We start from the raw sequence: 13,333 nt of genomic DNA on the forward strand, positions 1-13,333 counted from the left end.
ACATGTGTGGAGCAGGTATGGCTAATGATGAGAAGCAGATTCTGAAGGTTGCTCAACGTTCAGAAAGAATGCTGATGAGTCTCACCGAGCAGATTCAGGCGCAAAAAGAAGAACTCAAAGAAAATACGTTTTATCAGGTCTATGCGAAAGCCGCGCTGGCTAAACTGCCAAAACTGACGCGCGCCAGCGTTGATTATGCGGTCAATGAGATGGAAGAAAATGGCTACGTGTTTGATAAACGCGCTGCCGGCAGCTCCACCAAATATGCGATGTCGATTGAAAACATTGTCGATATCTACCATCACCGGGGCGTACCTAAATATCGCGATCGCCACGCGGAAGCCTATACCCTCTTCGTTGGCAATCTGAAAGGTGGCGTCTCCAAAACGGTCTCAACCGTCTCGCTGGCACATGCGCTGCGGGCGCATCCGCATCTGCTGTTTGAAGATTTACGTATTCTGGTCATCGATCTGGATCCGCAATCTTCGGCCACCATGTTTCTGAATCATGAACGTTCAGTGGGTCTGGTAGAAGCCACTGCCGCCCAGGCGATGCTGCAGAATGTCAGCGGCGAAGAGCTGAAAAGCGACTTTATTGTGCCCTCAATCATCCCGGGCGTGGATGTACTGCCCGCTTCAATTGATGATGCGTTTATCGCTTCACGCTGGGAGGAGCTTTGTCATGAACACCTGCCAGGGCAGAACGTGCACGCTGTGCTGTATGAAAACGTTGTGGCAAAGCTCAAAAAAGATTATGACTTCATTTTTATTGATAGCGGCCCGCATCTGGATGCGTTTCTCAAAAATGCGATTGCTGCTTCTGATTTGCTGATGACGCCCGTTCCGCCTGCGCAGGTCGATTTTCATTCGACGCTCAAATACCTTACCCGACTGCCTGAGCTGGTAGAGATTATTGAAGCCTCAGGGGCTGAATGCCGGCTGCAGGGCAATATCGGCTTTATGTCGAAACTCTCCAACAAAGCCGATCATAAGATGTGCCACAGCCTGGCTAAAGAGATTTTCGGTGGCGATATGCTGGACGCGGCGCTGCCGCGGCTTGACGGATTTGAGCGCTGCGGTGAGTCGTTTGATACGGTGATTTCAGCTAACCCTTCTACCTATGTGGGCAGCAGTGAGGCACTGAAAAACGCGCGATCGGCTGCAGAGGATTTTGCCAAAGCCGTATTTGACCGTATTGAATTTATTCGTTTGAACTGAGGTTAAGATGAGCGCAAAACGCATTACTATTGGCCGTACTTTCAGCCAGTCACCTCTGCAAAATGAACACACTGCTGCAGAACATACGCAAACGTTTGTGCTGAATACCGGCAAACGCGCGCTGTTCTCACTTCAGCACGTCTCTGCCCGCGATGTGGAAGCAAAGACTTTTGTCGTGCAGGAGACCAATGGTCGCGATCAGTCTGGCCTGACGCCAGAATCGCTGCGTGACATCATTCGTACGATTAAACTGCAGCAGTTTTTTCCCGCCATCGGGGTAAAGCGCGGTGAGCGCATCGAAGTACTTGATGGCTCCCGCCGTCGCGCTGCCGCGCTGCTCTGCAAAACGGGTCTGAGCATACTGGTGACTGATGAGGATATCTCTGCCGAAGAAGCACGTCGCCTGGCTCAGGATATTCAGACTGCGCGTGAGCATAATTTGCGTGAAGTAGGTCTGCGCCTGCTGGCTCTAAAGCAGAGTGGCCTGTCGCAAAAAGAGATTGCTGAGCAACAGGGACTGTCACAGGCTAAAGTGACACGCGCCTTACAGGCCGCGAGTGTGCCGGCTGAACTGATCATGCTGTTTCCTAACCATGCTGAACTCGCCTATCCGGACTATAAGCTGCTGCTGCAGGCATGTGAAAGGCTTCAGGAGAAGCAACAGAGCATAACCACGCTGGTAGAGACTATCAGCGCGGATATTGATGAGATTGCCTCTGAAGATGGTCTGGCTGAAGATGAAGTGAAGAATGCCATTTTGCGTCTGGTGCGCAATGGCAGTAGCGCACTGCTTGAGGCTCCGGGAAAAGAGAAAGTCGTGACGACGTCGCTCTGGGACTTTGCTGACAAAGATCGCTTTGCCCGGAAAAAATCCAAAGGGCGCACCTTCAGTTATGAATTTAATCGCCAGCCTAAAGAGCTACAGGATGAGCTGGATAAGGTCATCAGCAGCACGCTTGCTAAATATCTGGAGCAGTAACCATACCGCCTGCGGGCGGTTTATTTGCTTTCGCCACCCCTTTTTCACGCCTAAGTGATTGTCAGTTATAGATTTGAGCTAAAAATTTCAGCCTGAAATCGCCACTGTTTCAGGCTGTTTTACGTAACAAAAGAGAGCCTTTATCCGGCAGGATGACGCATTCCGTTACAACCGCACCCGCACGGACCCTGCTCCGGCTTTACCAGTTATGATAAATTAGATGATAATAATTACTATTCAGTAACGAACGGAGTTCAAATGAAAGTTATTTGCGGCGTGGCGCTGAGCCTGGGTGTGGCTTTATCAGCGTCAGCCACCACCTATCCACTGACCATCACCGATCTGGATGGACAGCAACATACGTTTTCTAAAGAGCCTCGCCATATTATTTTACAGGATGGGCGTGATGTACTGACGCTGGCTCTGCTCGATCGTGATAATCCTTTTGAACGCGTTGTAGCCTGGAATAACCTGCCTAAAAAACAGGATACGCAAACCTGGGAAATGCTGAAAGCACGCTGGCCGCAGGCGGAAAAAATTGTTGATATGGGATTCAACGACCAGGGTCAGGTCAACCTTGAAAGCGTGCTGGCGCAGCAGCCGGATGTGATGATTGCACAGTTACGTGCAAAACCGGCGTTGATCCAGTCTGGTGTGGTCAGGACGCTTGAAAATCTGCACATCCCGGTTGTGTTTGTAGACTATGAACTGCACCCGGCGCAGAACACAGCTAAAAGTGTTTCTCTGCTTGGGCAGATCCTTAACCGCGAAGAGCAGGCCCGGGACTATACAACTTTCTATCAGCAAAAAATGTCCGCTATTACGAATAAAGTCAGCGGCATTGAAAAGAAACCCACGGTGTTTATCGAGCCTATTGCCGGCAACAGCGATAACTGCTGTTTTACGCACAGTCATAACGGCTGGGGCGGACTGGTCGAAGCGGTAGGAGGCAAAAATATCGGTTCTGCACTTTTACCAGGCAACTCAGGTTTTGTTTCGCTGGAAAAAATCATCGCGATGAAGCCTGATGTCTATATCATGACCGGTTCTAAACGGCCTAACAACAACGTGTTACCGTTTGGCTATGGGGTTAAGCCTCAGGAGGTCACTGCAACCTTCCAGACCCTGACGCGCCGTACCGGCGTGGCACAGATTGAGCCGGTGAAGCAGAACCGGGCTTATGGTATCTATCACCATTTCTACAACCATCCGTGGAATATCATCGGCATGGAAATCCTGGCGAAAGATCTCTATCCGCAGCAGTTTGCCGCACTGAATCCGGTTGCCGATTATCACCAGCTGGTTAAAACCTTCACGCATCTGCCAGATGACGCTATTACCCTGAGCTATCCTGACAATAACTGATTGAGCCGGGCGGCCTTAATGCGCCGCCGGCAACCTTCTTTGCCTGGCATCTTCCGCTGTGCAACTCATCTTATTCACTGTAATCAGTAAACCATACAGATGCTCCGCGTCTGCCAGCGAGAAATCTCTGAAAGCAGTGAACATCGTCACTATTAACATTCTCATTAATCCACGTCGCGAGTAAGCTTATACTCTATAACAGGCCGGACGGGCTGACGGCAGATTCTATATGGGAGAGAGTAATGGCAGTTAAGATGATTGCAGTAGATATGGATGGCACCTTCCTTGATGATAACAAGCACTATAATCAGCAGCGTTTTGCCCGCCAGTACGCACTGCTCAAAGAGAAAGGGATCCGCTTTGTTGTTGCCAGCGGCAATCAGTATTATCAGCTGCAACACTATTTTCCTGATATCAAGGATGAGATCGCGTTTGTTGCTGAAAACGGCGCCTGGGTCTCAGACTGCAATGAGGAACTGTTTTGCGGAGAGCTGGCGCCTGAGCGGGTAGAGCAGATCCTGACTATCCTGGCGAAAGAGCCTGATATCAGCGTCGTGGTCTGCGGCCGCAACAGCGCCTATGTGCACAACTCTATGCCTGAACATGTGGTGAATAAACTCAGCAATCACTATCGCCGGCTGGAAAAACGCGACGATCTGAGCAGCATCGACGACACCATTTTTAAATTCTCATTAAATCTTGAGCATGAAGGCGTTGAGGCGCTGATGGCGCGGCTGCATCATGAGCTGAGCGCAATTGAGAACATTATGCATCCGGTCTCCAGCGGATTCGGCTTTATTGACCTGATTATTCCTGGCTGTCATAAAGCGCACGGCATTGCCATGCTGCAGCAAAAATGGGGCATTGATGATTGTGAGGTGCTGGCGATTGGCGACAGCGCAAATGATATCGAGATGTTGCGACAGGCCTGCTACAGCTTTGCCATGGATAACGCTGCCCCGTCGGTTGCGGCAGTCGCCCGCTATCGTACGCAGAACAATAACGAAGAGGGCGCACTCAACGTCATTGCGCGCCTGCTGGCCCGGGAAACGCCGTTTAACTAAGTCTGACCTGACAGAGCCGCCCGCGGCGGCTCTGTTACTCCTCTGACTCAGCTTTAAGCCGGGCAGCGTGCAGATTGGCCTCCATACTATCCAGCGCGGCCTGGTTTTTAAGACCCCACGTATACATCTCCTCCACCGGGCGGGCAAATGTCATTCCCAGCGAGGTGAGCCGGTAGTCGACTTTAGCGGGCGTAACGTCATATTCCCGTCGTTCAACCAGGCCGCGCTGTTCCAGCGCTTTTAGCGTCTGAAACAGCATTTTTTTTGATATGCCCTGCAGGCTGCGCTGCAGCTCGCCGGTTCTGGCACAGTGATCTGGCCAGTGATAAAGCGCATGCAGCACCATTGTGCTCCATTTGACAGAGAACAGCTCCAGCAGTCTGCGCGGAGGTGAATCCGCATAAAAGACCAGTTTACCCTCTTCCCAGGCTGGCATGCCTGACTCCTTATAAGGTCACCGTTTGGTGCCTACTGTTAATTCTTTTTCGCATTCACTATAGTCTGCCGCCTCTCAGCTTATTAAGCCATCTTTGCCGGAGGCACAATGAAAATCAATGCACTGGTTGCACATAATGCAACCGCACCCCTGATGTCCGATAGCGTCGCTCTGCGCCCGCTGCAAAAACAGGATGTCAAAATTGAGATCCTCTATTGCGGCGTCTGCCATTCTGATCTGCACATGGCGCGTAATGAATGGGGCGTCAGCCGCTATCCGCTGGTACCGGGACATGAGATTGTTGGCCGGGTAACGGAGGCGGGTAGTGAAGTCAGCAAATTCAGGCCAGGCGATCTGGTTGGCGTTGGCGTAATGGTGGATTCCTGCCGGACCTGCCATTTCTGTCAGCAGCATGAAGAGCAATATTGTGAAGCGGGTTTTACCGCGACCTATAACGGGACCGACAAGTATACCGGCGGCACTACCTGGGGAGGATACGCTGAGAGCGTGATCGTCGATGAGCACTTCGTGGTCGCCGTTCCGCAAAATCTGCCACCAGCCGGGGTAGCACCGCTTCTCTGCGCCGGGGTTACAGTCTGGTCGCCATTACGCCATTTCAATGTTAAAGCAGGCGACCGTGTGGGCGTGGTTGGACTGGGCGGACTTGGACACATGGCGGTTAAGCTGGCCAGCGCAATGGGGGCAGACGTCACTCTGTTTACCACTTCTGCCGCCAAGCGCGACGATGCACTGCGCCTGGGGGCCAGTCGGGTAGTGGTATCTCGCAATGAGGAGGAGATGGCAGCCTGCCAGACTTCGCTGGATATCATCATCAATTGCGTGGCAGCTCCGCACGACCTTAATCCCTATCTTGCCACGCTGAAAACCAATGGACGTATGGTGCTGGTAGGTATTCCGGATCGGCCACATATTTCGCCGGATATCACCCCAATGGTTTTCCGCAGGCTGAGCATCACTGGCTCTTCAATCGGCAGCGTACAGGAAACGCAGGAGATGCTCGATTTCTGCGGCCAGCATAATATTGTGGCGGATATCGAGACTATTACCGGGGATGAGATAGAACAGGCATTTGAGCGTATGCTACGCGGCGATGTGCACTATCGCTTTGTCATCAATATGCAAGCGACTCAATGGTAAGTCTATGATTCGCAGCGATTTCAGCCTGAAATCGCCAACAGAGGCTCTTCAGGTGACATGTTAAACGATGTAATCTGAAAAAATAATCTCTTAAGCCGGGCTTTACTGGCAGTCTGAATAGTGCAGCATTTATTTCAGGCTGTCAGATTTATCCAGCTTATCCGTTTGATAAGTATAATTATTTTATTAATGAAAGGATGATGGTAAAAACAGCCGTTGTGCGCCAGCGTAATTACATAAGCACGGTAACTTCAATCGATAAGGGGGAAGCGTCAAAATAATTCGCTGTCTGCGCCTTTTTCCCGATAAACTGCGGTTCCTGTTGATCAGATTTATCTTAGAATGAACTATTACACCCCTGATGATGATCATCTGAAAAAACGATCGAGACGTTTCGTCCGGCGCATGTTTTTTATGCGTCAGCTCGGTACTGTGCTCTGTTTCTTTCCTATTCTTTCCGTGCTGCTCGATACGCAGCGCGAGCTGTTCTACAGTGCTTTACTGTTCATTAATGCCTTTGCCTGGCCGTGGCTTGCCTGCCAGCGTGCACTGCGCGCTGAAGATCAGACCAGCGCTGAACGTAACAACCTTACGCTCGATGCCGCTTTTGGCGGGATATGGGTGGCGCTGATGTCGCTCACTCCGGTGCCCTCGGTGATTATCATGGCCGTACTGGCCTCAGATCGCTATGCGGCAGGAGGCAGTACGCTGCTCATCTCCGCTATTAAAGCGTTCATAGTGGCTTTCCTGTCGGTGTGGATACTCGATGGCGCACGGTTAGAGAGTACCTTTACAACGCAGACGGTGTGGCTAACGCTGCCGCTCGCCAGCTGTTACATGCTGGCGCTGAGTATCGCTTCTTATAATCTGACCTGGCAGCTGCGCAAGCGTAATCGCGAACTGGAGCGCGTAGCTCTGATGGATCCGGGCCTGCAGATCCCTAACCGACGGCTATTTGAACGACGGCTGGAGAGTGAGTTTTTAAGTACGCGGCGTGGCGACAGTAACGGCTATCTGCTGCTGCTGGATCTGGACCATTTCAAGGCCGTCAATGACACCTGGGGGCATGAAGCCGGAGACTTTCTGCTGGCAGAAATTTCCGCTCTGCTGCGCAACTATGTCGGTATTCAGGATATACCCGCGCGTCTGGGAGGTGATGAGCTAAGCGTTATTGTTCACCATGCCAGTGATGAAACCGTGGTTGCTCTCGCCAGGCGACTGCGTGAAAAAATAGCGCAGGTCGCTTTGCCTGCCGCTCCTGATTTTCACTGCACGGTTAGCATCGGTATCGCTCCTGCGAGCAGCGCTGATTCTCTGCGCGACTGGCTGCGCCATGCGGATGAGGCCCTCTATCAGGTAAAGCGGGCAGGGCGTAACGACGTTCTGCTCTGGAGCTGAGTAACACAAGTCTGCGCCAGGCTAACGCAGCTGGCTGTCTTTACTGCCCCGGCGATTATAACCGCTACTGCTGGCTTCTTTCTTATCCAGTTCAGACTGACACTGGATACAGTAGCGTACGCCGGGCAGTGCCGCGCGACGTGCTTCGGGTATCGGTTCTCCACACTCATCACAGAAGCGTGCACTGTCACCCTGCTTAAGATGACTTCGCGCCCGGGCGATAGCATCATCAACCGTCGCATCAATCTGTTTCTGGACTGCGCCATCTTCCGACCAGCCACCTGCCATAAAGCCCCCTTATCGTTGCTGAATATTAACTATAGTCAGCGGTGATGCACGCGTCGCACTTTGCGTGCGGTTGAAGTCATCCCTCATTGCTGCCTCCTCAGCCGAAATGCCTGCCATTTGCGCAGGCAACGATAAGATGCATCATCAATACAATTTTTCTTTAATAAATATAGAGTTAGGGCGTTTATTATTTTAAATGCGTTGTAATATGGATTTATATTTTAATAAAAGTGTACAAAGGGCTGAGCGTTGTACAAATATATCCAGTCATGTTGCTGGTTAATAAAAAAGCCAATTATAAATCAGCCAGAAAATATAGAGCGCTTGTTTTGTTAATAAAGCGAAGCGGTAAAAAAAGGGTATCGATCAAGTTTTAATCGAAAATTCTTCTTCGAATGAAAAAATAACTCTCCTGACAGGTCGATTCTTTCGCGTAAGCGAAGCGTAAACGATGTCAGGAGAGTGTTATCTTAGGAATTAAATGAAGTGCAGAGATATCGGGTTCTGTATAAGTTTACTTACGACGGCTGATCTTCCCTCCTTTTCTGCCCGCTTCAATAGCCCGTTCAGGATCGTTTCTGAAGTTGCCACCGCTGACCTGGCCGCCCTTGCGGCCTGCCTCGGCAGCACGTTCTTTGTTAGCAGCAAAGTTACCTGCACCACCGCGGCGTGGTTTGGTTTTTTCAGCTTCTTCCGGGTTATTGCTGGAATCCTGCATTTTTTCCTCTCTGTTCATGCTGACTTGTGGCAAAAATAAATGTAGCGCTGTTTTTACCATGTTCAAGACAGAATTTATCCTGACTTTTTAATTTACGACGGGTCGTTTGTTTAAGTAAGAATCGATCTTAAGCGATTCTGTTATCTTAATCTTACGCAGGTGAATAGTTAGCATTTTACTTTGATAAAGGAAAGCGTTCTTTGCGTCCTGAAAAGGTTTAATGAAAAGTTGTGACAATTAGCCGGGCACAGCATTACGTCATGCAATAAAAGGGTGCAGGTATTCATTTGCGCTTCGTTTATTTTTTTCGTGACAGAGTATTGAGGACCGGAACATAAGCCGGGACTAAAAATAGACAGAAAATGATAGATGATAACAGGCGTGTTTATCGGGGCAGGGGAGGCCAGGCTGCTGGCCGGGTCAGCAGCCGGCTGTTCAGAGATCGATTGTCAGGCTGACGGTATGGCTGCGGGAGCAGCAGAGTGCAATACACTGGGAGGGCGCCGCTTTTTCTTTGTCAGACTGAACCGTATCGCGATGGTCCGGCTGGCCTTCAGTAACAGGTGTCAGACAGGCTCCGCACATACCCATTTCACATGACAGCGCAACCTCCACACCCTGTTCAGTCAGCACTGCTGCAATGGAACGGTCCGGCGGAACCAGCCAGCTTCTGCCCGATCGCGCCAGGGTTATCGTGAACGCTGCGCCTTGCTCAGTTACCTGCTGCGGTGCAGCTGCTTTAAATGCCTCTGTATGAATCGCCTCAGGAGGCCAGCCGCAGGTTTCAGCCTGAAGCTGCAGATGGGACATAAAAGGCAGCGGACCACAGAGATAGATATGTGCGCCGGGCTGATAGCGAGCGATACTCTGAGGCTGATGAGTGCGGGCGCTGACACCCTCGCTGCTGTGCCAGATGTGACAAACGCCGTGCGCAAAATTCTGGTTCAGGAGTGCTGCAAACGCCTCATCGCCCCGCTCTCTGAGATAATAGTGCAGTTCAAACGCCTGGCCTGCTGCCTCCAGCGCCTGTGCCATCACAGAAAGCGGAGTAATGCCGATGCCTGCGGCCAGCAGGATAACCTTCCTGGCAGCGACCAGCGGAAAAAGATTACGTGGCGGAGAAATAGCAAGCTGCATGCCCGGGCGCAGCGTTTCATGTATGTAGCGCGACCCACCGCGCGACTCAGCCTCAAGCGCCACGCAAATTTCATAGCAGTCACGTCTGTTTTCCGCTCCGGTCAGTGAATATTGCCGGATCATTCCCGGCTGCAGATGCACATCAATGTGCGCACCTGCCTGCCATGCGGGCAGCAATTGCCCGTCTGTCGTCATCAGCCTGACGCTCAGGTTACGGCGGCCCTGACGCCAGATGCCGTCTGTCACCACATTAATCAGTTCGTTCATTGCCGCCCCTCACACCAGAAAAAATTCACCAAATCCCATACGTTTTAGCCCACGCCGGTAGGCCACTGAACTGCGATCGGCCGGAATATGCGCCTCCAGCGTAAGATCCAGCGGCAGACGTTCAGGGCGCTGGGTCTCCACCATCAGCCGATCCTCCTCAAAAACGCGCAGGTTAAAGGCGTGCACCTCTTCCGGAGGAATGTGCAGATCAAAGTTGCGTGCGATAGGCGCAAACATGCGCGTCTGGCGGGCTGAAACCGGAGAGGCCGCATTCATGATTGTCAGGCGGGCGTCGCCAGGGAAGAAAATGGTCAGCGTGGCCGTAAAGGGCAGATGCATCTCAAAACGTCGCAGCCACTCAAAGCCGTCGGGCGCCTGCTGCGGGCTGCCGGCAGCAAAATTACTGACGGTACTCCAGTAGTCCACGCTAAAGCCGTAGTCGGTTTCAACCGGGTTATATGCCGGCACCAGCTGGTTAGCCGCATCGGCAAAGGTGTCCGTATGCACCCAGGCAAAATGCGCGACGTCCAGAAAGCCCTCTACCTGGCGGCCGGCAAAGCCTGCGACATCAAATCCAGGGCAGTTGATTTGCTGAAACCCGCTGTCATCCCAGTGCGGCATCGTCGGCAGTTTTGCCGGCTGTTCACTGTCGGGCGCCAGACAAACCCAGATCAGTCCAAAACGTTCCGTCACGGCATAAGAGGTAAGATGCAGTTTGGCAGGCACCGGCTGGTCCGGACTCGATGGAATACGGTTACACCGGCCATTTTCCCCAAAACGCAGGCCGTGATAGGGACAGATAATGCCCTCATCATCATGGAAACCCAGCGTCAGCGGTACGCCACGATGTGGACAGATATCACGTGCGGCCACAACGTCCCCCTTAATCCGATACAGCACCAGCTGTTCATCCAGCAGAGTCGCCTTCACCGGCGCGCTGCTGATATCGCCGCTGCGCGCAACAGGATGCCAGTGGCGCGCAAGGCGCAGCCAGTCTTCGGGATCAAAAGTGCAGTGGGCGGGCGGTGTCGGACCGGACATAGTTATCTCCTGATAATCAGTTCACACAGCGTGATAAACATAATGTTTGTCAGGACATTGTTATTACGCTTCTGTGTTACGATCCATCGCTAAGATTACAGTCTGCTGTTGCAAAAAAGTGTACAGGTGCACGATGAGCCCATTCTCCCGCTTCGCTCTCTATTTTACCGAAGTCGCCCGCAGCGGCAGCCTGCGCAAAGCGGCAGAAAAGCTGCACGTGTCGGCCTCTGCGATCAACCGGCAAATTTTGCAGGCAGAGGCCGCCTTTAACACGCCGCTGTTTGAGCGTCTGCCTGAGGGGCTGCGTATGACCACTGCCGGAGAGTTGCTCTACAGCGATCTCACGCGCTGGCAGCGCGAATTTCGCGTTACGCGTCAGCGGTTCGATGAGATACAGGGGCTAAAACGCGGCAATGTCACTCTGGGAATGGTGCAGTCTCTGACCCGGGGCCGGATAGCTGAACGGATAGCGGCAATGGCGCAGACGCACCTCTGGCTGAATCTGACGCTTACCGTTGATAACAGCCAGCGCATCAGCCAGCTTATCCGGCAATCTGAAATCGATTTTGGTCTGATCCTCGACCCGGATGGGCAGAGCGGCCTTAATGTACTGGCTTTTGCCGAACTGGAAATGGGCGTGGTGGTGAACAACCGGCATCCGCTCAGCACCCGTGACGCTGTCTCGCTCAGTGAACTGAGTCACGAGCGGCATATTCTGCCGGGCGACTCACTGGTTGTTCATGAGCGCGTCGCTGCGCTCTATCACCGGCAGGGATTCCAGCCTGAAAATGTAATCGGCTGTAATGATATACGGCTTATCCATACGCTGGTGGCGCAGAACAGCGGTATCTGTGTGCTGAGCCTGCTGGATGTCATGACCGAGGTTGAACAGGGTGAGTTAAGCTTCGTACCGCTCAGGCACAGCGTTATGCGCCCCCTGACGCTGGCCTTATGCACCGCACCGTCGCGACAGCTTTCGCGTGCGGCGCAGATGCTGATTCAGCAGATGACAGAGGTGATTGACGCGATGAGTGTCACTCAGCGCTAAATCGGAGAGTAGCTGCCGGTGCCATCCGGCCAGGGTGTAAGAAGATCAAAGCCGTTATCCGTAACCGCAACGGTATGCTCCCACTGCGCGGAGAGGGAACGATCTTTGGTCACTACCGTCCAGCCATCACTCAATACGCTGGTTGCCGCTTTGCCGGCGTTGATCATGGGCTCAATAGTAAAGATCATGCCGGGTTCCAGCGCCAGGCCTTTACCGACCGTACCATAATGAAGCACCTGTGGTTCATCATGATAGATCCGTCCGGTGCCATGACCGCAATACTCGCGCACAACCGAGAACCCTGCGCCTTCAGCTACCCGCTGGATGGCTGCACCGATATCGCCCAGCGTGGCGCCGGGTTTAACCACGTGGATACCCGCTACCATAGCATCGTATGTGATATCCACCAGTCGTCTGGCACGAACTGAAGGCTGGCCCACAAAGTACATGCGACTGGTATCGCCATACCAGCCCTCTTTGATGACCGCGACATCAATATTAATGATATCGCCCTCTTTCAGTCGTTTCGGGCCGGGGATACCGTGGCAGACTACATGATTAACTGACGTGCAGACCGTGCGGGTATAGCCGTGATAGCCGATATTTGCCGGCGTGATGTTTAAAACATCAACGATATAATCGTGACAGAGACGATCCAGTTCGTCGGTGCTGATACCCGGCTTCACATGAGGACCAATCATCGCCAGTACGGCAGCAGCGGCCTGGCCCGCGGCGCGCGCCTGTTCAATTTCAGCGGCATTATGGAGCGTAATATTCACGATGCTTTCTCCTGAGTCAGAAAGAGAGGATGGTTTAAGAGTGCGGCCAGGTCGCTGCCCCCGTCGCGCTCTATGCGCATGAGCAGCCGGACCAGCGCCTGATGATCTTTGTCAGGATAGAGTTCCGCCAGCATGCCCATTTTCATCCAGTGTTCCGCCTGTGCGTTGACTGAACGGCTCAATGCGCCGCTGGCGATACGCAGATTTTCGTGCATCAGATCGGAAATTTTCACAATGCCCATCGCTGTGCCTTATATGTTTTATATATGAAGCATATACTACCCGCAATAAAGAAAGAAACAAGATGCCTGCAGCGAATACAACAAAGCCGCAGCCGTTAAGGCAGTGGTAAAACGCACATCAGGCCTGTTAATTGTTTACTCTTTATCCTGAAGCGAGCCTCTCAGACATGCAGTAAAAAATTTCAAGTATCGGTTT

The 13,333-nt window shown here is 52.4% G+C and carries 14 protein-coding genes; 7 read left to right on the plus strand and 7 right to left on the minus strand.

From position 1 onward, the window contains the following. Positions 1-17: 17 nt before the first annotated feature. The 4 genes from FS690_RS12600 (at position 18) to FS690_RS12615 (ending at position 4,625) form a co-directional block, all read left to right on the plus strand. The gene (locus tag FS690_RS12600; RefSeq protein WP_071668117.1) at positions 18-1,217 is read left to right on the plus strand and encodes an AAA family ATPase; all 1,200 of its coding nucleotides are present in this window, start codon (positions 18-20) and stop codon (positions 1,215-1,217) included. A 7-nt stretch (positions 1,218-1,224) separates the two neighbouring features. Further along, positions 1,225-2,196: a ParB family protein gene (locus FS690_RS12605; protein WP_145339706.1), complete on the plus strand. Its 972-nt coding sequence runs from the start codon at positions 1,225-1,227 to the stop codon at positions 2,194-2,196. Positions 2,197-2,454: 258 nt separating this feature from the next. Beyond that, the gene (locus tag FS690_RS12610; RefSeq protein ID WP_145339707.1) at positions 2,455-3,561 is read left to right on the plus strand and encodes an ABC transporter substrate-binding protein; all 1,107 of its coding nucleotides are present in this window, start codon (positions 2,455-2,457) and stop codon (positions 3,559-3,561) included. Positions 3,562-3,803: 242 nt separating this feature from the next. Then, positions 3,804-4,625, plus strand: coding sequence for a Cof-type HAD-IIB family hydrolase (locus FS690_RS12615; RefSeq protein WP_040113762.1), 822 nt, complete (start codon positions 3,804-3,806; stop codon positions 4,623-4,625). A gap of 34 nt (positions 4,626-4,659) precedes the next feature. Here FS690_RS12615 and FS690_RS12620 read toward each other — a convergent pair whose 3' ends face one another. Further along, entirely contained in the window at positions 4,660-5,061 is a 402-nt protein-coding gene (locus FS690_RS12620) for a helix-turn-helix domain-containing protein (protein WP_145339708.1), read from the minus strand. Between the two features lie 108 nt (positions 5,062-5,169). Between FS690_RS12620 and FS690_RS12625 the strand changes: the two genes are divergently transcribed. Continuing rightward, entirely contained in the window at positions 5,170-6,219 is a 1,050-nt protein-coding gene (locus FS690_RS12625; protein ID WP_145339709.1) for an NAD(P)-dependent alcohol dehydrogenase, read from the plus strand. A gap of 342 nt (positions 6,220-6,561) precedes the next feature. Further along, positions 6,562-7,617, plus strand: a complete 1,056-nt coding sequence (locus FS690_RS12630) for a diguanylate cyclase (RefSeq protein WP_145339710.1) — start codon at positions 6,562-6,564, stop codon at positions 7,615-7,617. Between the two features lie 21 nt (positions 7,618-7,638). Here the strand turns inward: FS690_RS12630 and FS690_RS12635 are convergent, their stop codons facing one another. From FS690_RS12635 to hpxD, 4 genes are all read right to left on the minus strand, one after another. Next, positions 7,639-7,905 (minus strand): DksA/TraR family C4-type zinc finger protein, encoded by a 267-nt coding sequence (locus FS690_RS12635; RefSeq protein ID WP_040113772.1) that lies wholly within the window; start codon positions 7,903-7,905, stop codon positions 7,639-7,641. Positions 7,906-8,419: 514 nt separating this feature from the next. Continuing rightward, positions 8,420-8,623, minus strand: a complete 204-nt coding sequence (locus tag FS690_RS12640) for a general stress protein (protein WP_040113773.1) — start codon at positions 8,621-8,623, stop codon at positions 8,420-8,422. Positions 8,624-9,058: 435 nt separating this feature from the next. After that, a complete protein-coding gene (locus tag FS690_RS12645) occupies positions 9,059-10,027 on the minus strand; it encodes a PDR/VanB family oxidoreductase (RefSeq protein WP_145339711.1) in 969 nt (322 codons plus the stop codon). A 9-nt stretch (positions 10,028-10,036) separates the two neighbouring features. Then, positions 10,037-11,068, minus strand: a complete 1,032-nt coding sequence (gene hpxD / locus FS690_RS12650) for a molybdenum cofactor-independent xanthine hydroxylase subunit HpxD (RefSeq protein ID WP_071668124.1) — start codon at positions 11,066-11,068, stop codon at positions 10,037-10,039. A 133-nt stretch (positions 11,069-11,201) separates the two neighbouring features. Here hpxD and FS690_RS12655 point away from each other — a divergent pair, with 133 nt between their 5' ends. After that, on the plus strand, positions 11,202-12,116 hold the full coding sequence (locus tag FS690_RS12655; protein WP_145339712.1) for a LysR family transcriptional regulator: 915 nt from the start codon (positions 11,202-11,204) through the stop codon (positions 12,114-12,116). Here FS690_RS12655 and map read toward each other — a convergent pair. Together map and FS690_RS12665 are read right to left on the minus strand one after the other, a co-directional pair. Continuing rightward, a complete protein-coding gene (gene map, locus FS690_RS12660) occupies positions 12,113-12,895 on the minus strand; it encodes a type I methionyl aminopeptidase (RefSeq protein WP_370512307.1) in 783 nt (260 codons plus the stop codon). The genes FS690_RS12655 and map overlap by 4 nt on opposite strands. After that, on the minus strand, positions 12,892-13,137 hold the full coding sequence (locus FS690_RS12665) for a ParD-like family protein (RefSeq protein ID WP_040113787.1): 246 nt from the start codon (positions 13,135-13,137) through the stop codon (positions 12,892-12,894). The genes map and FS690_RS12665 overlap by 4 nt, the downstream gene beginning before the upstream one ends. Positions 13,138-13,333: the final 196 nt, after the last annotated feature.

It is taken from the genome of Pantoea sp. PSNIH1 (genome assembly GCF_007680655.1).
Lineage (GTDB): Bacteria > Pseudomonadota > Gammaproteobacteria > Enterobacterales > Enterobacteriaceae > Pantoea > Pantoea eucrina.